Here is a 23431-nt window from a genome sequence, read left to right as displayed (position 1 = left end):
TGCTAACTATTGAGAAACAATTAATTCACATGTGTACTGCTGAAAATTAGATATGCCCGCCTGACCGCTGCGCTTCCAGCTCGCGGAGCAGCGCCTCGGCCTGCCGAGGACTGCGTAGCCGGACGAAGCGAATATGACGATATTGCGGATCCTGCATATCGGCCAGATAGCGTCGGCGATTCTGCCGCCAGGTTTTCAGCGTCCAGAGGATGATGGATTCCCGGCTGCAGAACGAACGGCGGAAACTCTCGCGGTTGCCGGTTCCCGGCCACAGCTCCTGACGGCGCCACGCCCGGCTCGCGGCCCGCCACACCGCCTGGCGCAGCGTGCGCCAGAGGCCATAATCCAGCCAGATCACCAGATCCACCTCGCGCCATTTGACCCCGCGGCTGCGATTGTAGTTGCCATCCAATACCCAACCCGGGGTGGCCGTCGCGGCGGCAATGGCGGCGAAAAACGCCTCATCCGGCGCGCCCTGCCAGTTCGGCCGCCAGTACAGGCGATCCAGTTCGATGCACGGCAGCCCCAGCCTGTGCGCCAGGCGACGAGCCAGGGTGGATTTGCCTGAGCCGCTGGTGCCGACCACATTGATGTTCATCTCTGTTTCTCCCAGGTAGCCATTTCCGTTGTTTGCCGCCTTTGCCCGGATGGGAAAAGGCAGTATGTACAGCCGCTTACGCCAGCAAGCGAAAGGCAAAAAATTTCCGGCTGATCGCCCCACCTGTCATCCCGCGCCAGTGGAGATAGCGCCGCCGCCGACAAAGCAGTCTTTATCCAGCGTCAGGCTGGCGATCTTATGCACCGGGCCACGCATAAGTACCTGAAAATCCGCGCCGAAGGTGATGCGCAGCTGGCCGCCTGGCATGTTGACCTCCACCCGATCGTCCACCTTCCCTAACCGGCGCATGGCGCTGGCCGCCGCGCAGCTGCTGCTCCCGGAGGTCATCGTAAACCCGGCGCCCCGCTCCCAGATACCAATCTTCAGCGTATGGCGATTGACAACTTCCACGAACTGCACATTGCAGCGTTTGGGGAACAAGGGATGATGTTCAATTTGCGGCCCTAAGCGATGAACCTGTTCCAGGTCGAGCTTATCCACGAGGACAACGCAGTGGGGATTGCCCATAGAGACCAGCACGACGGACAGGGTTTCATCCGCCAGCGGCAAGGGATAATTCACCGCCTCGGGCAAATTCACCAGGGCGGGTAACGCCGCCGGATTGAAATTCGCCCGCCCCATGTCGACGCTAATCTGATGAAAATCGCTCTCCACGGTGCAATAGACGTCTCCGCCCGCGGTGTGCACTAAAAAGGGCTCATGCCCGACACGACCGATATCAAACAGATAGCGCGCATAGATCCGTAGCCCATTCCCGCTTTTTTCCGCCTCGGAGCCGTCCGGATTGATAATACGCAGCGTGGGGTGGGGTGGGTTCGATCGCCGCTGTCGATCAGGAGACCATCAGAACCGACGCCATAGTGGCGATGGCACAGAATTCGAATATGCTCGTTGCTCAGCTGGTCGGCAACGGCGCGATGGCATACCAGGTAATCATTACCCAGTCCGTGATATTTATGAAAGTGCAAGGGGGTCATTGTGTGGGGTCGCCTGGCGCTACGGGTATGTTTTTCCATCTTACAATACCTGCCCCGGCAGAATGAATTAAACAATCAGGGTTAACCGCTCTGTTCATTCTGCTCCCCTGCAGGCATCACGCTTCCTCAGCCTGCGCGGCGCCGTGACCGACGCGGAAGCCATTTATGCTGGAATAACCGGATATTAACATCAAAATCACTGATGATAATGGCTAAAAAATGGTCGTGGGTGACCGGTTAAACGCCGGGCTGCGACCCGGCGAGCAGGTGGCCATCGCCCGTGGATAACGGATGCAAAAGCAGCGAACTGCCCCCCCGCCGTCCCCTGACAACCTCGCGCTTACCCCAGTCGACGCCAGCATACCAGCGCTTTCATTCTGTTGCGGGAAACTCTGCGACGCTGATCTCATTGATAAATCTGTCAAATGCTATCGGTAAATGTTTTAGGTGCGTAACTATTAGGTTACGTGTAGGATTCAGCGCCATGTCTGAGCTTATCTCCTACGTCAGAATGATGAGAAAGCCAGCATAATGTGCCAGCCGTCCTCCACGCCGGCTGCAAACATGGGCATTGACAGGAAACTGATACATCAATGAATACGAAACACGACACTGCAGCGGAGCACCATGCTGCAAAACGCCACTGGCTCAACTCACATGAAGCGGGTTATCACAAAGCGATGGGCAACCGTCAGGTACAGATGATCGCCATCGGCGGCGCCATCGGTACCGGTTTGTTCCTCGGCGCCGGGGCACGTTTACAAATGGCAGGGCCAGCGCTCGCACTGGTCTATCTGGTCTGCGGCATCTTCTCTTTCTTTATTCTTCGCGCCCTCGGCGAACTGGTTCTCCACCGCCCCTCGAGCGGCAGCTTCGTCTCCTATGCCAGGGAATTCCTCGGCGAAAAGGCCGCCTACGTGGCCGGTTGGATGTACTTCGTTAACTGGGCAATGACCGGGATCGTCGATATCACCGCCGTGGCGCTGTATATGCACTACTGGGGCGCGTTTGGCGATGTGCCGCAGTGGGTCTTCGCCCTCGGCGCGCTGGCCATCGTCGGCACCATGAACATGATCGGCGTGAAGTGGTTCGCCGAGATGGAGTTCTGGTTCGCGCTGGTCAAAGTGCTGGCGATCGTCGCGTTTCTCGTGGTTGGCACCATTTTCCTCGGCTCCGGTAAGCCGCTGGACGGTAATGCCACCGGCTTCCACCTGATCACCGATAACGGCGGCTTCTTCCCGCACGGCCTTCTGCCGGCGCTGGTGCTGGTGCAGGGCGTGGTCTTCGCCTTCGCCTCCATTGAACTGGTGGGCACCGCGGCCGGTGAGTGTAAGGATCCGGAGACGATGGTGCCGAAGGCCATCAACAGCGTGATCTGGCGTATCGGCCTGTTCTACGTCGGGTCGGTAGTGCTGCTGGTGCTGCTGCTGCCGTGGAACGCCTACCAGGCGGGACAGAGCCCGTTCGTTACCTTCTTCTCAAAACTGGGCGTACCGTATATCGGCAGCGTGATGAACATCGTAGTGTTAACCGCCGCCCTCTCCAGCCTCAACTCCGGCCTCTACAGCACCGGGCGTATTCTGCGCTCTATGTCGATGGGGGGCTCCGCGCCGAAGTTCATGTCGAAGATGAGCCGTCACCACGTCCCTTACGCCGGGATCCTGGCAACGCTGGCGGTGTACGTGGTCGGGGTGTTCCTCAACTATCTGGTGCCGTCGCAGGTGTTTGAGATCGTCCTCAACATCGCTTCGCTGGGGATCATTGCGTCCTGGGGCTTCATCGTGGTGTGTCAGATGCGTCTGCGCAAAGCGATTAAGGAAGGGAAAGCGGCTCAGGTGAGCTTCAGAATGCCTGGGGCGCCGTTCACCTCCTGGCTGACGCTGCTGTTCCTGTTTAGCGTGCTGGTGCTGATGGCCTTCGATTATCCGAACGGCACCTATACCATTGGCTCCATCCCGTTGCTGGCGGTGCTGCTGGTGGCGGGCTGGTTTGGCGTGCGTAAGCGCGTGCATGCGATTCACAGCACAGCGCCGACGCTCAAGCAGTAAATGGCAGGACTCCCGGTTTGTCCATCGCGGGCAAACCGGGAGGTCAGGACTTAGTTATCCTCAACCAGCTGCGACACGTCGCTGCTGTTAATTTCCCGCTTATTACCAGACTCATCGATATAGCTGGTCATCCCCGTTTCTTTATCCAGCTGCGGCTTGCCGTGGGTGACGATCGTCTGTCCGCTTTTGGTGGTCATAACGTAGTTGGACGAACAGCCGGCCAGCAGCGCCAGCATCGCGCCGGCGCAAATCACCATGAATGGTTTTTTCATTTTATCTCCACTGATTACCACTGCCCGCGCGAGGCGGGAAAGCGTTAAGTGTATAACCTTCAGGTTTATCAGGCCAATACGCGTTTGTAACAGAGGGTGAGATGCCGGGCGCAACCACCGGTGACGATGGTCGTCGCGCCCGGGAGCTTACAGGGCGATGCGGATCACATCGTCCGGCGCCGTGGCCTCTTTCTCACGGCTGGATGCTTGTTTCACGCTGACGTACAGCGTTTTGCCGTCATCAGAGAGCGCCAGGCTGTTGGGATGGGTCGGCGTTTTAAAGGTCTTCACCACCTTATAGCTCTTGCCGTCGATAACGCTCACTTCCCCCGCCTTACGGTGCGTCACATAGGCTTCGTTGCGGGTGGGGTTAAACAGCACCGCCAGCGATTCCGGCGCGGTGATTTTCTCCAGCACTTTGCCGTCGCGGGTATCGACCACCAGCACTTCCGGCTGCTTGCTGTCGGTAATAAAGGCGCGGTGGCCGGCGGTATCGAGGCTCAGGTTAAGGTAGAAATGCGCCTTGCCGTCATCCAGCAATTTTTTGCGCGACACAATGGTGTTGCTCTCGCTGTCGATGGTCAGCAGTTCGCCGTCGGCATTGGTGGTATAAAGGCGTTTCGCCTGCGGATCGATCGCCAGGCCGGTGGCCATCGCCCCGGTGCCGGTAATCGTCGTTTTCAGCTTCAGGGTAGCGCCATCCACCACCCAAATCACGCTCTCTTTGCCCAGACCGGTAATGTAGATAGTGTTGGTCTGCTCATTGACCGCCAGCTCGCGCGGCTGCAGCGGGCGCACGGTTTCACTGCGCTGACGCTCGTCCAGCACCAGTCGGCCCTTCACTGCGCCGGTTTTGGCGTCAATGGCGGTGACGGTGCTGTCGACGGTATTACCAAACCACAGCGTACCGGTGGCATGGTTGATAGCGGCGCCAAACGGCTTCAGATCGTTGTGAATAATCTGCGTCACGTCGAGGGTGGTGGGGTCAAGACGATAAACAATCCCCCCTTTGTCCAGCGAACGACTTTGCGAAGTGGCGACCCACAGCGCGTTCTCCTGCTGGCTGTAGGCCATTTCGTAGGCCCCTTTCCCGACGGCCTTGCGCAGCATCTCTTCCGCGGCGTGGGCGCTAAAGCTGCCTGCCAGCAGCAGAGAAGTGAATAACAGTGAATGGCGCAGACGCGGCGCGGCAAACTGACGTAATGACATGACGACTCCCTTTGATGAACCTGTATGTGCTGACCCGACATCGCTTCCGGCGGCAAAGTCATGGCTCTGCCTTATTTTGAATGCGAATAGTAATCATTAATCATCTCAAAGTGGAGCGCTAATTGTTGTTGCCCGGTAAATTCGTCAGCCTGGAGCACTATCCGTTAACCAACGGCAGTTAATAATTTTCAAATATTTTACAAACGGGGTAACATATATACATATGTTCCATTTGGTTCGTCTCCCGAGTACTATCGATGAAAATCCTATCCGTGCAACACGCGGCCCTGCCGGCCCTGCTGCTGCCGCTCATCGCCGCCGCCCAGGCCGCCGATGAACAAACCATGGTGGTGACCGCTGCGCCAACCACTGTTTCTGAACTGGATACCCCCGCCGCCGTCAGCGTGGTCAATGGGGATGAGATGCGCCAGGCCGCGCCGCGCGTCAACCTCTCTGAATCGCTGGGCGCCGTGCCGGGCCTGCAGGTGCAGAACCGACAAAACTATGCCCAGGATCTGCAGCTGTCGATTCGCGGCTTTGGCTCCCGCTCTACCTACGGCGTGCGCGGGCTGCGCATCTATGTGGACGGCATCCCGGCGACCATGCCCGACGGCCAGGGGCAGACCTCCAATATCGATATCGGTAGCGTCGACACCCTCGAGGTGCTGCGCGGCCCCTTCTCTGCCCTCTACGGTAACTCGTCCGGCGGGGTGATCAATGTCACCAGCCAGACCGGCACCCAGCCGCCCACCGTGGAAGCCAGCAGTTACTATGGCAGCTTCGGCACCTGGCACTACGGGATGAAAGCCACCGGCGCCGTTGGCGACGGCAGCCACGCAGGCGATGTGGATTACACGGTGTCGACTAACCGCTTCACCACCCATGGCTATCGCGATCACAGCGGCGCGCGCAAAAATCTGGCCAACGCCCGGCTGGGGGTGCGCATCAACGACGTCAGTAAGCTGACGCTGCTGCTGAACAGCGTTGATATCAAAGCCAATGACGCCGGCGGCTTAACCGCCGATGAATGGCGCGATAACCCGCGCCAGTCGCCGCGCGGCGACCAGTATAATACCCGCAAGGATACCCGGCAGACCCAGGCTGGCCTGCGCTACGAGCGCCAGCTGAGCGCCCAGGACGATCTCAGCGTCATGATGTACGCCGGGGAACGCGAAACCACCCAGTACCAGTCGATCCCGCGCGCGCCGCAGCTGAAGCCGAGCCATGCCGGCGGGGTGATCGACCTCACCCGCCACTACCAGGGGATCGATACCCGGCTGACCCATCGCGGCGAGCTGCTGGTGCCGGTCACCCTGACCGCCGGTCTTGACTACGAGAACATGAGCGAGCGCCGCAAGGGCTATGAAAACTTTGTGATGGTCAACGGCGCGCCGCAGTATGGCGAACAGGGCGCGCTACGCCGTAACGAACGTAACCTGATGTGGAACGTCGACCCTTACCTGCAAACCCAGTGGCAGCTCACCGACAAACTTTCGCTCGATGCCGGGGTGCGCTACAGCTCGGTATGGTTCGACTCGAATGATTACTACATCACCCCAGGCAATGGCGACGACAGCGGCGATGCCAGCTATCACAAATGGCTGCCCGCAGGCTCGCTGAAGTATGCCCTGACCGACGCCTGGAACGTCTACCTCTCCGCTGGCCGCGGCTTCGAGACGCCGACCATTAACGAGCTGTCATACCGCGCCGATAACCAGAGCGGTCTCAACTTCGGCCTGAAGCCCTCCACCAACGACACGGTGGAGATCGGCAGCAAGACGCGGATTGGCAATGGGTTGCTCACCGCCGCCCTGTTCCAGACCGATACCGATAATGAGATCGTGGTCGACAGCAGCAGCGGCGGGCGCACCAGCTATAAAAACGCCGGCAAGACCCGTCGTCAGGGGATAGAGCTGGGACTGGATCAGCAGTTTGGCGAGAGCTGGCGCCTGAAGGCGGCCTGGACCTGGCTTGACGCGACCTATCGCACCAACGTCTGCGGCGACGCCAGCTGCAACGGCAACCGTATTCCGGGGATCGCGCGCAATATGGGTTACGCCTCCTTCGGCTATCAGCCGGAGCAGGGCTGGTACGCCGGGAGCGATATTCGCTACATGAGCGACATCATGGCGAACGACGAAAACACCGCCAAAGCCCCTTCCTGGACGGTGGTCGGCCTGACGACCGGCTATAAGTGGAGCTATGGCAGGATGGATATGGATCTGTTCGGCCGGGTCGACAACCTGTTCGACCGCGAATACGTCGGGTCCGTCATCGTTAACGAGTCCAACGGACGCTACTACGAGCCCGCGCCGGGACGCAACTACGGTATCGGGCTGAACCTCGCCTGGCGCTTCGAGTAACGCCCGGCTTCGCCCGCGGACCGGCGGGCGAAGGCGTTACCCTCAGGCGCTGGCGCCCGGGGCGCTGATTACAGCAGGTTTCTCAGGGACAATTCGAAAATGATCTTTTCCGCCTGGCAGGAGAAGGCGATGGACAGATCGAGTTTCACCTCGTCGCCGGCGGCGGCGAGCGTGTAGTCAACCTGCGGTGGTTCACTGGCCGGCGCCGCCGCGGCGGCACGCTCGCGAACGGCGGCTACGGTTGACTCCGCTTCCTCGCGGCTCGGGAATAATTTCTCAGCCCGGTAGACGCAGTCCTCGTTATCAATAATTGTCCCGACATCAATGGCGCAGCCTTTGGTGCTGCATTTATCTACTACATCTTTCATCGTCATAACCTCTTGAGTTTTCTTAAGGATAAGAATCCGCTCGCCGAAAAGCAAACCATTAATATCCGTAAGGATTAGCGATTTTTATTCTATCGCGTCGCGCCGGACGCTAGCTTGCGCCACCGCAAGGCGAGGCATGATGATGCAGAACCGCCGCGACTCAGCGCGCGATTACCCCTGCAACCGTGCTAGCCATCACACTATTCTGCACACTTTCTCGTCTGCCTCGCGCCTCAGCGTTAGTCTGGTCACAGAACAACGCCAACAAGGAGCTGCTATGGCACTGCCGATAATGATTGATTGCGATCCGGGACATGATGACGCGATCGCCCTGGTCCTCGCCCTCGCCTCGCCGGAGCTGGAGGTGAAAGCCGTCACCGCCTCCGCAGGCAACCAGACCCCGGAGAAGACCCTGCGCAACGTGCTGCGTATGCTGACCCTGCTGAACCGCGCGGATATTCCGGTCGCCGGCGGCGCGTGGAAGCCGTTAATGCGCGATCTGATCATTGCCGATAACGTGCACGGGGAAAGCGGACTGGATGGCCCGAACCTGCCGGAGCCGGCCTTTGCGCCGCAAAACTGCACCGCCGTCGAGCTGATGGCCAGGGTGCTGCGCGAAAGTCAGGAGCCGGTGACGCTGGTAGCCACCGGGCCGCAGACGAACGTGGCGTTGCTGCTCGCCAGCCATCCGGAGCTGCACGCGAAGATCGCCCGCATCGTGATCATGGGTGGCGCTATGGGGCTGGGCAACTGGCAGCCGGCGGCGGAGTTTAATATCTACGTCGATCCGCAGGCGGCGGAGATGGTCTTTCAGTCGGGGATCCCGGTGGTGATGGCAGGCCTGGATGTCACCCACCGGGCGCAGATCCTTCCTGCGGATATTGAGCGATTCCGCCAGATTGGCAATCCGGTATCAACCATCGTCGCCGAACTGCTCGACTTCTTTATGGCCTACCACAAGGACGAAAAGTGGGGCTTCGACGGCGCGCCGCTGCACGACCCCTGCACCATCGCCTGGCTCCTCAAGCCGGAGCTCTTTACCACTATCGAGCGCTGGGTCAGCGTGGAAACGGAAGGCAAATATACCCAGGGGATGACGGTGGTCGATTACTACCATCTGACCGGCAATCCGCCCAATACCACCCTGATGCTGGATGTGGACCGCGAAGCCTTTGTCGATCTGCTCGCCCAGCGGTTAGCCTTTTACGCCTGATATTGATGCAGCGCCTCTCTTCCCGGCCGGGAGAGAGGCGCGTTCAGGCTATACCCGGCGTATTAGTCGTCCGCCGACACGCGGATCACCACCTTACCAAAGTTTTCACCTTTCAACAGGCCGATCAGCGCCTGCGGCGCCTGCTCCAGACCGTCGATCAGCTGTTCGCGATATTTAATTTTACCCTCCTGCACCCAGCGCCCCATCTGCTGCTGGAATTCCGCGATCCGATGCCCATAATCCTGGCCGATAATAAAGCCCTGCATCCGAATGCGTTTCTTGAGGATGGTCGCCATCAGCAGCGGCAGACGGTCCGGCCCGTCCGGCAGACCGGTGGCGTTATAGCCGCTCACCAGCCCGCAGACCGGAACCCGCGCCGCGGTGTTGAGCAGCGGCAGCACCGCGTCAAAAACCTTGCCGCCGACGTTTTCGTAGTAGACGTCAATGCCCTGCGGGCAGGCCTGGGCCAGCTGTTCGGCAAAGTCCGCCGCGCGATGGTCAAGGCAGACATCAAAGCCTAAGGTGTCAACCGCATAGCGACATTTCTCCGCGCCGCCGGCGACGCCGACGGTACGGCAGCCCTTAATTTTGCCGATCTGTCCGACCGTAGCGCCCACCGGCCCGGTGGCCGCAGCGACCACCAGCGTGTCACCCGGCTTCGGCTGGCCAATGTCCAGTAATCCCATGTAGGCGGTGAAGCCCGGCATCCCCAGCACCCCCAGCGACCAGGACGGGTGCTGCGGGTTGTCCCCCAGCTTCACCAGCCCGCTGCCGTCGGAAAGCTCATAATCCTGCCAGCCGCTGTAGCCCAGCACCCAGTCGCCGGGTTGAAAATCATCATGCTGCGAGGTCACAACGCGACTCACGGTCCCGCCCACCATCACCGCGCCGATGGCCACCGGCGGTGAATAGGACGGCGCGTCGCTCATCCGCCCGCGCATATAGGGATCCAGCGATAAATAAACGGTACGCAGCAGAACCTGACCCGGCCCCGGGGTGGGCACCTCGCGCTCTTCCAGGCGGAAATGCTCTGCCGTCGGTTCACCATGGGGACGGGAAGCCAGTACCCAGCGGCGATGGCGTTGCGGTTGTTCTGACATAGCAAACTCCTCTTGTTAGCAGACAGTACTGAGGCTAGCTGCTTTATGCGCAATGCGCTTTATCATTAAGAGCCGGATGGCGATTGATTAAGGCGCACCACCAGATAGACGCAGGTCACTGCGGATTCATTGATAAAGCGGCAGTCGTTCGGTGGGCCGAGCTCCAGACAGTCCCCGGTCTGCATCTCGTGGCGGGTATTCCCTTCCAGGAACACCAGCTCGCCCCGCTGCAGCCAGATCAGCTGGCGGGCCAGCGCATAGGACGAAGCCGGCATCGGCACATCGCTGCCGGGCGGCAGCTCGATCTGCACCAGGTCAATGGGCAGATCGCTGCGCGGCGAAACGTGGCGGCGGAGATAGTGGCTTTGCGGGTCGTGCCATACCGGCTGGCTGGCAAAACGCAGCAGCTTGCCTTCCTGCATTTCCGCCCTGGCGATCAGGGTCGACATACTGATGCCGAAGGCGCCGGAAAGGCGGCCCAGCATCGACGCCGTCGGGCTGCTTTCGCCGCGCTCGATTTTATGGATCATCGCCCGCGAGGCGCCCGCCCGTTCGGCCAGGTCGTTCAGCGACCAGCCACGGGATTCGCGCTCGATGCGGATGCGCGCGCTGATACGCTGATTGAGGTTGTCTTCTATAGTATTCATAACGTAACACTATAGTGTGCGCGCAGGCATTACACAACCGCCCGTCGGGCCGCATAACCCCTGGCCCATCAGGAAAAAATTTGCTGAAAACGGATGACAGCGTGGCGTTCATTATTGTAATAATATCGTACTACTATAGTGTACGAAAACTGAGGTTTGCTATGTCCATCCGCCCTGCCATTAAAGACGATTGCGCGGCGATCGCCGAGATCTATAACCACGCCGTCGTGCATACCGCCGCTATCTGGAATGACAAAACCGTGGATACCGACAACCGCATCGCATGGTTTGAAGCCCGCCAGCTGGCAGGCTTTCCGGTGCTGGTGAGCGAGGAAAACGGCGTCATCACCGGCTATTCCTCCTTTGGCGACTGGCGCGCGTTTGACGGCTTTCGCCACACCGTGGAGCATTCGGTGTACGTTCACCCCGAGCACCAGGGGAAAGGCCTGGGCCGCAAACTTCTGGTCGCCTTGATCGCCGAAGCGCGTCGGCTGAATAAACATGTGATGGTCGCCGGGATCGAGTCGCAGAACCACGCCTCGCTGCACCTGCATGAAACGCTGGGCTTTATCACCACCGGGCAGATGCCGCAGGTGGGAACCAAATTTGGTCGCTGGCTGGATCTGACCTTTATGCAGCTGCAGCTTGATGCGCGCCAGGACCCGGACGGCCAGGCATGAATGGGTCGCTTACCCTCGCCTTTCTGGTGGCCGCCGGCGTAGGGCTGGTGGTGCAGAACACTCTGATGGTGCGCATCACCCAGTCGGTGTCGACGATCCTCATCGCCATGCTGCTCAATTCGCTGGTAGGTATCGTTATTTTCGTGACCTTGTTGCTGCTGCGCCAGGGCGTCGCCGGCTTTCATGAGCTGGCCCTGAACGTGAAGTGGTGGACGCTGATCCCCGGCATGCTGGGATCCTTTTTCGTCTTCGCCAGCATCAGCGGCTATCAGACCGTGGGCGCAGCCACCACCATCGCGGTACTGGTGGCCAGCCAGCTGGTCGGCGGGTTGATCATGGATTTAATTCGCGCCCACGGCGTACCGCTGCGGGCGCTGATCGGGCCATTATGCGGCGCGGTGATGCTGGTGGTGGGCGCCTGGCTGGTGGCCAGACGCCAGTTCTGAGCGCCTGTTCAGAGGATCGCGCCGCCTTTGGTCAACTGCTCGCGGCGCGCGTCCTGTTCTTCCTGATGCTGTCGCCCATGGTGGGCGATGGCGGTGCGCAGGCGCTGCTGCTGAGTATAGCGTTCCTCACGACTGAGCTGCGCATCATCGCTCAGGGCGATCAGCAGCTCATTCATATGCGCGATAACGCCCTCGGCAAGGATGTCATCGACTTTAACGATGACCTCATCCAGATGTGCCATTCTGTTCTCCTTTCACTTAATTCAGCTTCGCTTTGGAAAAATCGCTCCCCATCATGCTCACAGTGTAGCCGCTGACGTTGCTGCGGGTGGCATAGAAGGTCTTGCCGGTCGCCAGGGTGATCCACGGCGCCTGCTGGTAAAAGATCTCTTGCGCCTGTTCGTAGAGTTTGGCGCGCGCCTGCGGATCGCTCACCAGCAGAGCTTTCTTCACCAGCGCGTCATACGACTTATCGCACCAGCGGGCGGCATTAGAGCCGGTCTGGATATTATCACAGCTGAGCAGCGTGCCGGCAAAGTTGTCCGGGTCGCCATTGTCTGACATCCAGCCGTACAGGGCGCTGTCGTGTTCGCCTTTACGCATGCCGGCCAGGTATTCGCCCCACTCATAGCTGACGATCTTCGCTTTCACCCCGACTTTCGCCCAGTCGTTTTGGATCATTTCAGCAATGCGTTTTGAGTTCGGGTTGTAGGGCCGCTGAACCGGCATCGACCACAGGGTCACTTCCGCCCCTTGCTCCAGACCCGCCTGTTTGAGCAGCGCCTTCGCTTTCTGCGGATCGTAGTCGTAGTCCGGGAGGTCTTTTTTATACCCGAGCATGGTGGATGGGATCGGCGACTTCGCCACCGTACCGGAATCGAGGAACACCGCCCTGACGATGGCCTGTTTGTCGGTGGCGTAGTTTAACGCCTGGCGCACCAGCACATTATCAAACGGTTTCTTCTCGGTGTTGAACGCCAGATAGCCGACGTTCAGCGCCTCGACGGCGTGCAGCGTCAGATCGTTATTGCCCTTGATCACCGGGAACTGTACCGGCGAAGGCGCTGGAATAATCTGGCACTCGTTAGTCTGCAGTTTAGCCAGCCGGGTCTCGACGTTCGGCGTGATGGAGAAGATCAGGTGCTTCGTCGGCACCTCGCCTTCCCAGTAGTGGGGATTGGCGATATAGCGGATTTGCGAATCCACTTTATACTGCTGCAGAGCATAGGGTCCGGTGCCGACAGGCCAGTTATCGACGTTTTCTGGCGTTCCTTTCTTCAGCATCGCCTCGCCATATTCCGCCGACAGAATAGAGGCGAAGTCCATTCCCCAGTCGGCAAGAAACGCCGCGTTCGGCTGATTGAGCACAAACTGGACGTGATAGTCATCGACCTTTTTCACCGACTTAATCAGCTTATCGAGGCCCACGTCGTGGAAGTACTCATAGTTCCCCTGCGACACCTTGTGATAAGGATGCTGAGGATCCATCTGGCGCAGTACCGAAAACAGGACGTCGTCGGCGTTAAAATCGCGGGTCGGTTTGAAGAATTTATTGCTGTTGAACTTCACCCCCTGACGCAGCGTGAAGGTCCAGGTTTTGCCATCTTCAGAGACGTGCCACTCGGTGGCCAGCGACGGGATCGGCGTGTTCTTCACCGGGTCAAAGGTGACCAGGCGGTTATACAGCACCTGCGAGCTGGCGACGAACGAGGGGCCGGAGCTGGCGATCTGCGGGTTAAAGGACTCCGGGGAGGCCTCTGAGCAATAGACCAGCGTGTCATTGCCCGCGGCCCATGCGGCGCTGACCGGCAGCAGCGCGCTCAGCAGCAGCGCCAGCGTGGTTTTCCCTGTAGACATGGTTATAAGTCCTGATTATTGATTATAAGAACCGTAATAACAGCACAGCCCCTGGCCCCCGGCAAATAATCAATGGCTATCACCTTATGCCAATCGCGCTGAATTTGCTGGTTTAATCGGCGTCGCGCTGCTTTTTGCGCCAGGTACGCTTGGGATGTTGTGAGCTACGCACAATTCCGGCAAAAAAATGTGCGATAACCGCCCCGCTCACGCTCGCCGCCAGCCGCGACCGGTACACTGGAGGAACCGCAGAATAAGAGGTTACCTCCATGACAATCACCTGCAATCTGTACATTGCCGGCCAGTGGCACGATGCCGAAGACCGTCGGACCTTTACCCGGCGCCACCCTGCCCACGATGACGTCGCCTCGGTTGCCGCTGCCGCCAGCCTCGTCGACGGTAAACGCTGCGTCGAGGCCGCGGCCAGCGCCTTCCCGCAGTGGCGCGATACATCCCCGGCGGAACGGCGACGCTTACTGCTCGACGCGGCGGAGCATATGCTGCTGCGGGAAGCTAAATTTATCGCCGCCATGGCGGCGGAAACCGGCGCCACCGCCCACTGGGCGGGATTTAACGTCCATCTGGCGGCCGATATCCTGCGCGAAGCGGCGGCGCTGACCACCCAGATCGAAGGGCAGATCATTCCATCCAACGTGCCGGGCAATCTGGCGATGGGGGTCCGCCAGGGTGCCGGCGTGGTGCTGGGCATGGCGCCGTGGAACGCGCCGCTGATCCTTGCCACCCGGGCGCTGGCGACGCCGCTGGCCTGCGGCAACACGGTGATCCTCAAGGGCGCTGAGCTCTCCCCGGCTACACAAGGATTGATTATCGACGCCCTCGACGCGGCGGGCTTCCCGCCGGGCGTGGTGAACTATCTTACCTGCGCGCCTCAAGACGCGCCGGCGCTGGTGGAGTCGCTGATCGCCCATCCGGCGGTGCGGCGCGTCAACTTTACCGGCTCCACGCCGGTGGGGCGGATTATCGCCCGCACCTGCGGGCAGTATCTGAAACCGGCGGTGCTGGAGCTCGGTGGCAAAGCGCCGCTGCTGGTCCTCGACGATGCCGACATTGAGCAGGCGGCGGCGGGCGCCATTTTTGGCGCCTTCGCCAACGCCGGACAGATCTGCATGTCCACCGAGCGCATTATTGTCGACAACGCCGTGGCGGAGCGCTTTATCCCTCTGCTGACCAGGCGCGCCGCTTCTCTCCCCGCCAGCCTGACCGGCCCGGTGGTCGACATGAACACCGTCACCCGCTGCAACGCGTTAATCGACGATGCCATAGCCAGAGGCGCCCGCCTGCTGACCGGCGGCAAAGCCAGTGATACCCACATGGCGCCTACCTTGCTGGACGGCGTCACCCGCGAGATGCGGCTGTGGAACGAAGAGTCCTTCGGCCCGGTAAAAGCGATTATTCGCGTTAATAACGATGAAGAGGCGCTGGCGGTAGCCAACGACAGCGACTATGGCCTTTCCGCTGCGGTCTACAGCCGCGACAGCGCCAGAGCGTGGAACCTGGCGCAACGTCTGCAAACCGGCATCTGCCATATCAATGGTCCAACCGTTCATGATGAAGCGCAAATGCCGTTTGGCGGCTGCAAAGCCTCCGGCTATGGCCGGTTCGGCGGTCGGGCCGGGATTGCGGAATTTACCGAGCTGCGCTGGATAACGCTCCAGACCCAGCCTCGCGAACTGCCATTCTGACGCTGACTCCCCCTTAGCCGTGGCTGGCGATGAGCTGCGCCAGCCCTTCCGGGTTTTCCCACGCCATCGAGTGTCCCGCGTGGGGCACAATCCCGACCGGGATCCCTTGCGCCTCTACCCGTTCGATATCCGCATAAGGGAGCGACTGCTCGCCGACGATCAGCATCTTCTGACAGCGCAGCTGGCAGAGCTGGGTAAACCAGGGGGTGTCGCTGCCGTGTATCAGGCTGCTGGCGGCTCGCCAGACGGCCCAGGGGGCGCTGTTTTGCAAACAGCCGGCCCAGGGCGAGCGCTCTTCCGCCAGCATCCTGGCGTAACATTCGGCGATAAAGGCCGCCTCTGACTGCGCCGCTATGCGCCTGCTGTACTCGCCGCCTCCGGCGAACAGGTTGGGTTCAGAAACCAGCAGCGTCGTCACCCGCTCCGCCAGCAACCCTGCCGCTTGGATGGCGATGCTTCCCCCCATGCTATGCCCGTACAGCGCGAAGCGCTGCAGGCGCAGGTGGTCGAGGACTTGCTCCACCGCTTGCGCCTGGCTATGTATGTTGTAACTAAAGTCGTGCGGTTTATCGCTGTAGCCGAAGCCCGGTAGATCGATAAGTATTTTGCGCCGCCCGTTGAGCGCGGGGGCGCTGGCGACGCGGGGGTAGTCGTAAGATGACGCGCAGCCGAGGCCGTGGATAAACACCAGCGGAAGCCCCTCTCCCGGAAGATCGAGCCAACGCAATGTGGCGCCTGCGACGGACGAAAAGAAACCGTTCACCTGTTTGCCTCCATGATAAAGTTACTGTGTTTTTATACAGTAACCTTATCCATGCCGCCACCCTTTTCTGTCGTCCGCCGCCGGAGCGTTAAAACAGCGAGACGAGGAGCGCCATCGGGAAGCTGAACGGCCAGGTGGCGCCGATCAACAGGGCCGCCAGCAGGCGGATCACCCGGCTCTCTTTGGTTAAAAACCAGCTAATTACGGCGCAGATCACGCCCATAATGGCGTAAAACACCAACATTTTTTGATATAACGTCATTCTTCGTTTTCCTTCCCTGAGGAGCGTTCCATGGTGGGATAATTATCTGCCATGACGTCGTGATTCAGAGATACCTGTATAACAAATTCAGAATCGGGCTGAATATTCAGAACAAAGCCCGATTCGTCTTAATCCGATAGCGCAACCGCGCCCGCCGTACTATACCTTTAGGGACTTACTCATTAAGGTGGCGTTATGGATGTCTCCAGCAAGACCGTCGTTATGATTAATGTCTGCGCCGCGTTCGCGCTTATCAGCCTGCTGTCAGTGAGATTTGGCTGGTTTTAATCATTTTACTCAGCAACGAAACCTAAAAAAGCAGCCCTCTGGGCTGCTTTTTTACGTGCGGAGGCTCGCGCCTATATTAGGGTCATAAACAATACGGGCTGAGTGGCCTGCGATAATAACCTTGTTTAGCGCAGGGTTATAATGAGGCAAAACATTCACTTTCTCACTATCCCATTCGGCGGCGGCGCAAACGGCCTGCCCCACTCCCGCGCTCTCACAGCCCTGAATACGTTTTGCCGGCGCGTTACCATAGCTCAGCGCCACGGTGCCGACAGCCAGCAGAATAAAAGCAAAAATTTTCACAGCGACATCAACGTTAAAACCGAATATGCGTGAAATGATCGCATGAGCGGCGGCGGAAAGTCAAACCCGGGAGCGTGCGCCACCGCGCTGGCGCGTATGGCGGATTGACGCGCCGGTTATTAAATATTGCGAATAAATATTACCCGTTAACCGTAAATATAAAAGCCTTATTTATCGTCGTGAAATAGTTTCTGTTCAGCGCAATCTGATTCGTCTGATAAAGATAATATTTCGCCAATCGCAAACCAAAAGATTATCGCGCGTTGGCCGAAAATGCGATATACCGCGCAGGCGCTGGATCTTAATAAGATAAAAGGCGGCTACAAGCCGTTGTAACTTAACCTTTTCATGTCAGGCCTCGCTGGCGAGGGCCCCCAATAGCGCTAAATGACAACAAATATCATTTGCCTTCTCTTCAGAGAATACTTACATTCATAACTATTGGTAATGTTTTTAGCGCTGTGCGCTTTTCTATTTCGAGGTGGATATGTCCGGAATCATCACCCTGGTCATCGCGCTGATCCTGCTGGTCGCGGCGGTGTATAATCTTATTTCCTATATACGGGACCGTCGCAGCGCCAGCTTGCCGAGCAAAAAAACCAAGCGCTGAACACGGTTAACGCGATTTCCTTCCTGCGCCAGCATCGCTGGCAGACTCCTCTTCCTGGCTTAGTGCGGACATAAAAAAAGCCCCTGCCATCAGGCAGGGGCCGGTATTGGGTCGCAAACCGCGACGTTGCCGCCTCACCCGCCGGGCGCGACGCGCCCAGGGTGACTGGCGAACCCCATCCGGCGCTTATCTCCGGCACTCACGATGGCTTAGCTCTTGAAGGGGTATCAGAATAATCTCACATTCCCCGCCGCGAGTTTTAACTATTTTTGCCATCGTGACTATTAGCGAACTAACACACCCATTGCGTAATCATTCGCTGCCGCTTATGGGTCAATCCGTTAGCCATGTTTAACCATCACATGGCGGACCACGGTGTAATCCTCAAGGCCATACATCGACATGTCTTTCCCATAGCCCGACAGCTTCTGGCCGCCATGCGGCATTTCACTCACCAACATAAAGTGGGTGTTGACCCAGGTGCAGCCGTACTGCAGCCTGGCGCTGAGCCGGTGGGCGCGGCCAACATCTTTCGTCCACACCGAAGAGGCCAGACCATACTGGGAGTCATTTGCCCAGCTCAGGGCCTGCGCTTCATCGCTGAAAGGCGTCACGCTGACCACCGGGCCAAACACTTCGCGCTGCACGATGGCGTCTTCCTGCCGGGCGCCGGCGAGCAGCGTCGGCTGGAAATAATAGCCCGCGCCGTCCACCCGATTGCCGCCGGCCACCACTTTAATATGCGGTAGCGCCTTGGCGGCTTCCACCGCGGCGCTAACGCGCTCAAGATGGGCCAGCGAGCTCAGCGGTCCCAGCTCGGTGGCGGCATCCTCCGGCGCCCCCATTTTCAGGCTGGCCACCGCCGCCCCGAGCTTCTCCACCAGCTGCTCATAAATACCCTGTTGGGCGTAGATCCGGCAGGCGGCCGTACAGTCCTGGCCGGCGTTGTAAAACCCGAAGGTCCGAACGCCATCCACCACCGCATCGATATCCGCGTCGTCAAAGACGATGACCGGCGCCTTACCGCCCAGCTCCATATGGGTACGTTTAATCGACGAGGCGGTATGGCCGATGATATGCGCGCCGGTGGCAATCGACCCGGTCAGGGAAACCATTCGCACTTTCGCGTGGGCGGTCAGCGGATCGCCCACCGTTTTGCCGCGGCCGAACAGTACGTTGACCACCCCTTCCGGGAAAATATCTTTTGCCAGCTCAGCCAGCTTCAGCGCCGTCAGCGGGGTGATCTCTGAGGGTTTTAGCACCACGCAGTTGCCTGCCGCCAGCGCCGGGCCCAGCTTCCAGGCCGCCATCATCAGGGGATAGTTCCACGGCGCGATGGAGGCCACCACGCCCACCGGGTCGCGACGGATCATCGAGGTATGCCCTTCCAGATACTCTCCGGCCGCCATTCCCGGCAGGCAGCGGGCGGCGCCGGCGAAGAAGCGGAAAACGTCCGCAATGGCCGGCATCTCATCGTTAAGCACGCAGTGCAGCGGCTTGCCGCAGTTCAGCGACTCCAGCTGCGCCAGGGTCTCCGCCTGCGCCGCGATGGCATCCGCCAGCTTCAGCAGACATTCCGCGCGCGTTTTCGGCGTCGTCTGGCTCCAGGCGTCGAACGCCCGATCCGCCGCCTCAACGGCGGCATCCACCTGGGCCGCTGTCGCTTCGGCAATCTCCAGGATCACATCGCCGGTCGCAGGGTTGTATACCGGCACCTTCTCGCCTTCACCTGCCACTAACTTACCGTTTATCAAGAGGTTGTGTTGCATAGCATTATCCTGTTTCATGGTTTTATTTCCCGTTTCCGGCGACGTTATCGCCGTCGCGGGTGAGCCACCAGGCCCCTAAGATTGGTATCGTTGTTACCAGCATCACCAACAGCGCGACAACGTTGGTGACGGGCACATCTCGCGGCCGCCCCAGCTGATTCAGTAACCACAGCGGCAAAGTTCGCTCATGCCCCGCGGTAAAAGTCGTGACGATGATTTCATCAAATGACAGGGCGAATGCCAGCATCCCGCCCGCCAGCAGCGCCGATCCCAGATTGGGCAGCACCACGTAGCGAAAGGTCTGCCAGCCGGTCGCCCCCAAATCCATCGAGGCCTCCACCAGGCTCCAGGAGGTCCGGCGGAAGCGGGCGATGACGTTGTTAAACACCACCACCACGCAGAAGGTCGCGTGCCCCACCACGATGGTCAGCAGCCCAGGCTCAAGGCCGACCGCTTTAAAGGCGGTCAGGAGCGCCAGGCCGGTAATAATCCCCGGCAGGGCGATGGGCAGCAGCAGCAGTAGCGACACCGCGTTCTTACCAAAAAAGGTGCTCCGCCACAGGGCTCCTGCAGCAAGCGTGCCAAGCACTAAGGCGATGGCCGTCGACAGGGCGGCAATTTTAAGTGACAACGTCACTGCCTCCAGAATATCGCTGCGCCCTGCCGCCTCGCTGAACCAGCGCAGCGTCAGCCCCTGCGGCGGAAAACTGAAGGCGGCATCTTCCGTATTAAAAGCATAGATGGCGATGATCAGCAGCGGAAAGTGGAGAAAGACCACCCCGCCCCATGTCGCCAGTTTCAGATACCAGGGTGCGCGTTCAGAGTGCATCGAAGGCTCCCAGACGTTTCACGAACGCCAGATAAAGGGCAATCAGCACGATCGGCACGAGGGTAAACGCCGCCGCCATCGGCATATTGCCGATCGCCCCCTGCTGCGAGTAAACCATATTGCCGATAAAGTACCCCGGCGGGCCGACCAGCTGCGGCACGATAAAATCGCCCAGCGTCAGCGAAAAGGTGAAGATCGACCCGGCGGCAATCCCGGGAATAGCCAGCGGCAGGACCACGTAGCGGAAGGTCTGCCGTGGTGCGGCGCCAAGATCGGCCGAGGCCTGCAGCAAAGAGCCCGGGATACGCTCCAGCGCTGCCTGCACCGGCAGGATCATAAAAGGCAGCCAGATGTAGACGAAGACCAGGAAGCGTCCGAGTCCGGAGGTGGATAAGGTGTTGCCGCCCACCGCCGGGACGGTCAGCAGAGCGTTCAGCGCCCCTTCCAGCCCGAGATGGCCGAGAAACCACTGCGCCACGCCATCTTTGGCTAACAGCAGCACCCACGCGTAGGCTTTGACGATATAGCTGGCCCACATCGGCAACATGACCGCGATATAAAAGAAGGCCTTCATTTTTCCGCTGGTGTAGCGCGCCATATACCAGGCCATCGGCAGCGCCAGCAGGGCACTGGCCAGCGTCACGCACAGCGCCATGACCAGGGTGCGAACGATAATGTCGTAGTTGGCAGGGTTGAACAGCGCCTGCAGATTGGCCAGCGTGAAGTCGCTGGTCACCGACATGGTGAAGTCGTCAAAAGTATAGATACTCTGCCACAGCAGGGTCAGCAGCGATCCCAGATAGACGATGCCAAACCACATCAACGGCCCAAGCAGCAGCAAAAACAGGCCCAGCGCCGGCCGGCGCCAGAAGATCCCCGATACGCGTCCGGCCTGCGCAGGAACAATCGCCATGGTCATCTCAGCCTCCGCTTTCCAGCGGGGTCATCGCCGCGCGCGACCATGACGCCTGCACCGTTTGCCCGGTTCGCGGAACGCTCGCCGCCGCCGCGCCGTCGATATTGGCCTGGCTGACCAGCAGCTTGTCGCCATCCGCCAGCCGGAGCTCGATCCGCGTTGCCGCCCCCTGATACTGTACCGCCTGCACCACGCCCTGCACCTGCACTTCGCCGCCGCCCTGCAGGCGAACATGTTCCGGGCGCAGCGACCAGCAGCCCGCCAGGCCGCATAGCCGCCGGGCCGCCTCGGCCTCAAAGACGTTGGCGGTGCCGACAAAACCGGCGACAAAGGCAGTCTTCGGATGCAGATAAAGATCCTGCGGGGCATCCACCTGCTCAATGCGCCCGTTGTTAAACACCGCCACGCGATCGGACATCGACAGCGCTTCGCTCTGGTCGTGAGTGACGAAGATGAAGGTGATCCCCAGCGACTGCTGCAGCTTTTTCAGCTCCACCTGCATCTGCTCGCGCAGCTTTAAATCCAGGGCGCCCAGCGGCTCGTCGAGCAGCAGCACCCGCGGCTGGTTCACCAGCGCCCGGGCGATGGCGACCCGCTGCCGCTGACCGCCAGAGAGCTGGGAGGGCTTGCGATGGTGCGCAAAACCGAGGGCCACCTTCTTCAGCGCCTCCTGGGCGCGGGCATGGCGCGCTTTCTTCGCCACGCCTTTGACCATCAGGCCGTAAGCGACATTGTCGAGGATCGACATATGGGGAAACAGCGCATAGTCCTGGAACACGGTATTGACGTCCCGCTGCCAGGGCGGCAGCTCGCTGGCCGGCTGACCGAAGATCCGGATGGTGCCGCCGGAGAGCTGCTCAAAACCGGCAATCAGCCGCAGGCAGGTGGTTTTCCCCGAGCCCGAAGGTCCCAGCATGGAGAAAAACTCGCCGTCGCGGATACCAATGCTGACCCCGTCCACCGCCCGCACATCGCCATACAGGCGCGATACATTCTGAAACTCGACCGCGTACGTCATTGTTTGCCTCCGATCCTTAGCGGCCGCCCATTATCGCAATGTAGTCCTGCGTCCAGCGGCTGTAGGGAACGTATTTCCCCCCCTCGGCAACCGGCGTTTTCCAGAAGTGGATGCGGGCAAACTGGTCATAGCCGTTGGTCTCACAGCCCTTCTCTCCGAGCAGCGCGCTGGCTTTACAGCCCTCAGGCACCACCGGTAGCGAGCCGAACCAGGCCGCTACATCGCCCTGCACCTTCGGCGTGAGCGACCAGTTCATCCATTTATAAGCGCAGACCGGGTGCTTCGCCTCGCTGTGCAGCATGGTGGTATCCGCCCAGCCGGTCACCCCCTCCTTCGGAAATACGGTAGCGACAGGCTGGCCTTCCGCCTTCAGGCCGTTGGCCTGATAGGGCCACGAGCTGGAGGCGGCCACCCCTTCGTTTTTGAAGTCGTTCATCTGCACGGTGGCGTCATGCCAGTAGCGGTGGATCAGCGGTTGCTGGTCACGCAGCACCTTCAGCACCGCGTTGTACTGGGTTTCGGTCAGTTGATAGGGATCTTCGATCCCCAGCTGCGGTTGGGTGGCTTTGACAAACAGCGCAGCGTCGGCGATATAGATCGGGCCATCATAGGCCTGCACCCGCCCCTGATTGGTTTTGCCATCCGGAAGATCCTGCTTCACGAAGACCACGCTCCAGCTGTCCGGCGGCGTCGGGAATACGCGGGTGTTGTACATCAGCAGATTCGGTCCCCACTGATACGGCGTGCCGTAAACTTTGCCCCCGACGTTAAACCATGCCCCTTGCGCAATGCGCGGGTCGAGAGTGTGCCACCCGGCAATCAGCGCTGTGTTAATCGGTTGAACGCGTTTGCCCATGATCAGACGCAGAGAAGCATCGCCCGAGGCAGTCACCAGATCGTAGCCGCCCTTGGCCATCAGGCTAACCATTTCGTCAGAGGTGGCGGCAGTTTTCACATTAACCTGACAGCCGGTCTCCTTTTCAAACTGGCTGACCCAGTCGTACTGCTTGTCGGTCTGACCGCGTTCGATATACCCCGGCCAGGCAATAATATCCAGCCGCCCTTCCGGTTTATCCAGCGAGGTGAGTGGCTCAGCCGCCTGGACGGTCAGGCAGGCCATCCCCAGCACATAAAGGCTGCAACGGGCCAATTTTTTGCTCATCAGGTGTTA

The 23431-nt window shown here is 59.8% G+C and carries 24 protein-coding genes and 1 pseudogene; 8 read left to right on the top strand and 17 right to left on the bottom strand.

What is annotated here, in order from left to right:
• Positions 1-46 precede the first annotated feature (46 nt).
• Both ACLH1U_RS03250 and dapF read right to left on the bottom strand, forming a co-directional pair.
• Positions 47-598 (bottom strand): (d)CMP kinase, encoded by a 552-nt coding sequence (locus ACLH1U_RS03250; protein ID WP_044523492.1) that lies wholly within the window; start codon positions 596-598, stop codon positions 47-49.
• A gap of 126 nt (positions 599-724) precedes the next feature.
• Positions 725-1596: pseudogene (gene dapF / locus ACLH1U_RS03245) on the bottom strand (diaminopimelate epimerase).
• A 593-nt stretch (positions 1597-2189) separates the two neighbouring features.
• Between dapF and ansP the strand changes: the two are divergent.
• Positions 2190-3644 carry an L-asparagine permease gene (gene ansP, locus ACLH1U_RS03240; protein WP_023289881.1) on the top strand — a complete coding sequence of 485 codons (1455 nt, stop codon included), beginning with the start codon at positions 2190-2192 and terminating at the stop codon, positions 3642-3644.
• 50 nt (positions 3645-3694) lie between these two features.
• On the opposite strand, the gene ACLH1U_RS03235 is transcribed toward ansP, so the two are convergent.
• Together ACLH1U_RS03235 and ACLH1U_RS03230 are read right to left on the bottom strand one after the other, a co-directional pair.
• Positions 3695-3916 carry a YgdI/YgdR family lipoprotein gene (locus ACLH1U_RS03235; protein ID WP_002906779.1) on the bottom strand — a complete coding sequence of 74 codons (222 nt, stop codon included), beginning with the start codon at positions 3914-3916 and terminating at the stop codon, positions 3695-3697.
• 147 nt (positions 3917-4063) lie between these two features.
• Positions 4064-5125: a YncE family protein gene (locus ACLH1U_RS03230; RefSeq protein WP_032453078.1), complete on the bottom strand. Its 1062-nt coding sequence runs from the start codon at positions 5123-5125 to the stop codon at positions 4064-4066.
• 257 nt (positions 5126-5382) lie between these two features.
• On the opposite strand from ACLH1U_RS03230, the gene pqqU reads away from it, so the two are divergent.
• Positions 5383-7488, top strand: a complete 2106-nt coding sequence (gene pqqU / locus ACLH1U_RS03225; protein ID WP_411299039.1) for a TonB-dependent receptor PqqU — start codon at positions 5383-5385, stop codon at positions 7486-7488.
• Positions 7489-7556: 68 nt separating this feature from the next.
• On the opposite strand, the gene ACLH1U_RS03220 is transcribed toward pqqU, so the two are convergent.
• Complete coding sequence (locus tag ACLH1U_RS03220) at positions 7557-7856, bottom strand: DUF406 domain-containing protein (RefSeq protein ID WP_020481014.1); 300 nt, start codon at positions 7854-7856, stop codon at positions 7557-7559.
• 277 nt (positions 7857-8133) lie between these two features.
• On the opposite strand from ACLH1U_RS03220, the gene rihA reads away from it, so the two are divergent.
• A complete protein-coding gene (gene rihA / locus ACLH1U_RS03215) occupies positions 8134-9069 on the top strand; it encodes a pyrimidine-specific ribonucleoside hydrolase RihA (protein WP_411299038.1) in 936 nt (311 codons plus the stop codon).
• Positions 9070-9131: 62 nt separating this feature from the next.
• On the opposite strand, the gene ACLH1U_RS03210 is transcribed toward rihA, so the two are convergent.
• Both ACLH1U_RS03210 and ACLH1U_RS03205 read right to left on the bottom strand, forming a co-directional pair.
• A complete protein-coding gene (locus ACLH1U_RS03210) occupies positions 9132-10169 on the bottom strand; it encodes an NADP-dependent oxidoreductase (protein WP_044523497.1) in 1038 nt (345 codons plus the stop codon).
• Between the two features lie 65 nt (positions 10170-10234).
• Positions 10235-10816: an XRE family transcriptional regulator gene (locus tag ACLH1U_RS03205; RefSeq protein ID WP_121936011.1), complete on the bottom strand. Its 582-nt coding sequence runs from the start codon at positions 10814-10816 to the stop codon at positions 10235-10237.
• A 161-nt stretch (positions 10817-10977) separates the two neighbouring features.
• On the opposite strand from ACLH1U_RS03205, the gene ACLH1U_RS03200 reads away from it, so the two are divergent.
• Together ACLH1U_RS03200 and ACLH1U_RS03195 are read left to right on the top strand one after the other, a co-directional pair.
• Positions 10978-11496, top strand: a complete 519-nt coding sequence (locus ACLH1U_RS03200; protein ID WP_023289887.1) for a GNAT family N-acetyltransferase — start codon at positions 10978-10980, stop codon at positions 11494-11496.
• Entirely contained in the window at positions 11493-11942 is a 450-nt protein-coding gene (locus tag ACLH1U_RS03195; RefSeq protein WP_023289888.1) for a DMT family transporter, read from the top strand. Before ACLH1U_RS03200 ends, ACLH1U_RS03195 begins: the two co-directional genes overlap by 4 nt.
• A gap of 8 nt (positions 11943-11950) precedes the next feature.
• On the opposite strand, the gene ACLH1U_RS03190 is transcribed toward ACLH1U_RS03195, so the two are convergent.
• Positions 11951-12184, bottom strand: a complete 234-nt coding sequence (locus tag ACLH1U_RS03190; protein ID WP_023289889.1) for a YdcY family protein — start codon at positions 12182-12184, stop codon at positions 11951-11953.
• Between the two features lie 16 nt (positions 12185-12200).
• Positions 12201-13799, bottom strand: a complete 1599-nt coding sequence (locus ACLH1U_RS03185) for an ABC transporter substrate-binding protein (RefSeq protein ID WP_117133185.1) — start codon at positions 13797-13799, stop codon at positions 12201-12203.
• Between the two features lie 269 nt (positions 13800-14068).
• On the opposite strand from ACLH1U_RS03185, the gene ACLH1U_RS03180 reads away from it, so the two are divergent.
• A complete protein-coding gene (locus ACLH1U_RS03180; protein WP_101861665.1) occupies positions 14069-15502 on the top strand; it encodes an aldehyde dehydrogenase in 1434 nt (477 codons plus the stop codon).
• 13 nt (positions 15503-15515) lie between these two features.
• Here the strand turns inward: ACLH1U_RS03180 and ACLH1U_RS03175 are convergent, their stop codons facing one another.
• Positions 15516-16265 carry an alpha/beta fold hydrolase gene (locus ACLH1U_RS03175; protein WP_411299037.1) on the bottom strand — a complete coding sequence of 250 codons (750 nt, stop codon included), beginning with the start codon at positions 16263-16265 and terminating at the stop codon, positions 15516-15518.
• Positions 16266-16353: 88 nt separating this feature from the next.
• The gene (locus ACLH1U_RS03170) at positions 16354-16527 is read right to left on the bottom strand and encodes a GhoT/OrtT family toxin (RefSeq protein ID WP_008804686.1); all 174 of its coding nucleotides are present in this window, start codon (positions 16525-16527) and stop codon (positions 16354-16356) included.
• A gap of 195 nt (positions 16528-16722) precedes the next feature.
• On the opposite strand from ACLH1U_RS03170, the gene yncL reads away from it, so the two are divergent.
• Complete coding sequence (yncL, locus tag ACLH1U_RS03165; protein ID WP_002906891.1) at positions 16723-16815, top strand: stress response membrane protein YncL; 93 nt, start codon at positions 16723-16725, stop codon at positions 16813-16815.
• Positions 16816-16866: 51 nt separating this feature from the next.
• On the opposite strand, the gene ACLH1U_RS03160 is transcribed toward yncL, so the two are convergent.
• Positions 16867-17118, bottom strand: coding sequence for a hypothetical protein (locus ACLH1U_RS03160; RefSeq protein WP_032428864.1), 252 nt, complete (start codon positions 17116-17118; stop codon positions 16867-16869).
• A 487-nt stretch (positions 17119-17605) separates the two neighbouring features.
• On the opposite strand from ACLH1U_RS03160, the gene ACLH1U_RS03155 reads away from it, so the two are divergent.
• A complete protein-coding gene (locus tag ACLH1U_RS03155) occupies positions 17606-17728 on the top strand; it encodes a small membrane protein (RefSeq protein ID WP_004175940.1) in 123 nt (40 codons plus the stop codon).
• 341 nt (positions 17729-18069) lie between these two features.
• On the opposite strand, the gene patD is transcribed toward ACLH1U_RS03155, so the two are convergent.
• The 5 genes from patD to ydcS are packed head-to-tail and all read right to left on the bottom strand — an operon-like array spanning position 18070 to position 23422.
• Positions 18070-19497 carry an aminobutyraldehyde dehydrogenase gene (gene patD / locus ACLH1U_RS03150; RefSeq protein ID WP_411299036.1) on the bottom strand — a complete coding sequence of 476 codons (1428 nt, stop codon included), beginning with the start codon at positions 19495-19497 and terminating at the stop codon, positions 18070-18072.
• 22 nt (positions 19498-19519) lie between these two features.
• Positions 19520-20326 (bottom strand): ABC transporter permease, encoded by an 807-nt coding sequence (locus ACLH1U_RS03145; RefSeq protein WP_017900483.1) that lies wholly within the window; start codon positions 20324-20326, stop codon positions 19520-19522.
• On the bottom strand, positions 20316-21245 hold the full coding sequence (locus ACLH1U_RS03140; RefSeq protein WP_004202776.1) for an ABC transporter permease: 930 nt from the start codon (positions 21243-21245) through the stop codon (positions 20316-20318). The genes ACLH1U_RS03145 and ACLH1U_RS03140 overlap by 11 nt, the downstream gene beginning before the upstream one ends.
• A 1-nt stretch (position 21246) precedes the next feature.
• The gene (locus tag ACLH1U_RS03135) at positions 21247-22260 is read right to left on the bottom strand and encodes an ABC transporter ATP-binding protein (RefSeq protein WP_411299035.1); all 1014 of its coding nucleotides are present in this window, start codon (positions 22258-22260) and stop codon (positions 21247-21249) included.
• Positions 22261-22276: 16 nt separating this feature from the next.
• Positions 22277-23422, bottom strand: a complete 1146-nt coding sequence (ydcS, locus tag ACLH1U_RS03130; protein ID WP_023289895.1) for a putative ABC transporter substrate-binding protein YdcS — start codon at positions 23420-23422, stop codon at positions 22277-22279.
• Positions 23423-23431: the final 9 nt, after the last annotated feature.

Source organism: Klebsiella sp. 1SOBk5mer (genome assembly GCF_046603115.1).
GTDB lineage: Bacteria > Pseudomonadota > Gammaproteobacteria > Enterobacterales > Enterobacteriaceae > Klebsiella > Klebsiella quasipneumoniae.
Note: the sequence above shows the minus strand (reverse complement) of the source record. Positions and strands in the feature narration are given on the sequence as shown.

Bases quoted from the DNA above. Each gene is read 5' to 3' on its own strand.
- ACLH1U_RS03250 (WP_044523492.1), bottom strand. From the start codon at position 598: ATGAACATCAATGTGGTCGGCACCAGCGGCTCAGGCAAATCCACCCTG.
- ansP (WP_023289881.1), top strand. From the start codon at position 2,190: ATGAATACGAAACACGACACTGCAGCGGAGCACCATGCTGCAAAACGC.
- ACLH1U_RS03235 (WP_002906779.1), bottom strand. From the start codon at position 3,916: ATGAAAAAACCATTCATGGTGATTTGCGCCGGCGCGATGCTGGCGCTG.
- ACLH1U_RS03230 (WP_032453078.1), bottom strand. From the start codon at position 5,125: ATGTCATTACGTCAGTTTGCCGCGCCGCGTCTGCGCCATTCACTGTTA.
- pqqU (WP_411299039.1), top strand. From the start codon at position 5,383: ATGAAAATCCTATCCGTGCAACACGCGGCCCTGCCGGCCCTGCTGCTG.
- ACLH1U_RS03220 (WP_020481014.1), bottom strand. From the start codon at position 7,856: ATGAAAGATGTAGTAGATAAATGCAGCACCAAAGGCTGCGCCATTGAT.
- rihA (WP_411299038.1), top strand. From the start codon at position 8,134: ATGGCACTGCCGATAATGATTGATTGCGATCCGGGACATGATGACGCG.
- ACLH1U_RS03210 (WP_044523497.1), bottom strand. From the start codon at position 10,169: ATGTCAGAACAACCGCAACGCCATCGCCGCTGGGTACTGGCTTCCCGT.
- ACLH1U_RS03205 (WP_121936011.1), bottom strand. From the start codon at position 10,816: ATGAATACTATAGAAGACAACCTCAATCAGCGTATCAGCGCGCGCATC.
- ACLH1U_RS03200 (WP_023289887.1), top strand. From the start codon at position 10,978: ATGTCCATCCGCCCTGCCATTAAAGACGATTGCGCGGCGATCGCCGAG.
- ACLH1U_RS03195 (WP_023289888.1), top strand. From the start codon at position 11,493: ATGAATGGGTCGCTTACCCTCGCCTTTCTGGTGGCCGCCGGCGTAGGG.
- ACLH1U_RS03190 (WP_023289889.1), bottom strand. From the start codon at position 12,184: ATGGCACATCTGGATGAGGTCATCGTTAAAGTCGATGACATCCTTGCC.
- ACLH1U_RS03185 (WP_117133185.1), bottom strand. From the start codon at position 13,799: ATGTCTACAGGGAAAACCACGCTGGCGCTGCTGCTGAGCGCGCTGCTG.
- ACLH1U_RS03180 (WP_101861665.1), top strand. From the start codon at position 14,069: ATGACAATCACCTGCAATCTGTACATTGCCGGCCAGTGGCACGATGCC.
- ACLH1U_RS03170 (WP_008804686.1), bottom strand. From the start codon at position 16,527: ATGACGTTATATCAAAAAATGTTGGTGTTTTACGCCATTATGGGCGTG.
- yncL (WP_002906891.1), top strand. From the start codon at position 16,723: ATGGATGTCTCCAGCAAGACCGTCGTTATGATTAATGTCTGCGCCGCG.
- ACLH1U_RS03155 (WP_004175940.1), top strand. From the start codon at position 17,606: ATGTCCGGAATCATCACCCTGGTCATCGCGCTGATCCTGCTGGTCGCG.
- patD (WP_411299036.1), bottom strand. From the start codon at position 19,497: ATGCAACACAACCTCTTGATAAACGGTAAGTTAGTGGCAGGTGAAGGC.
- ACLH1U_RS03145 (WP_017900483.1), bottom strand. From the start codon at position 20,326: ATGCACTCTGAACGCGCACCCTGGTATCTGAAACTGGCGACATGGGGC.
- ACLH1U_RS03140 (WP_004202776.1), bottom strand. From the start codon at position 21,245: ATGACCATGGCGATTGTTCCTGCGCAGGCCGGACGCGTATCGGGGATC.
- ACLH1U_RS03135 (WP_411299035.1), bottom strand. From the start codon at position 22,260: ATGACGTACGCGGTCGAGTTTCAGAATGTATCGCGCCTGTATGGCGAT.
- ydcS (WP_023289895.1), bottom strand. From the start codon at position 23,422: ATGAGCAAAAAATTGGCCCGTTGCAGCCTTTATGTGCTGGGGATGGCC.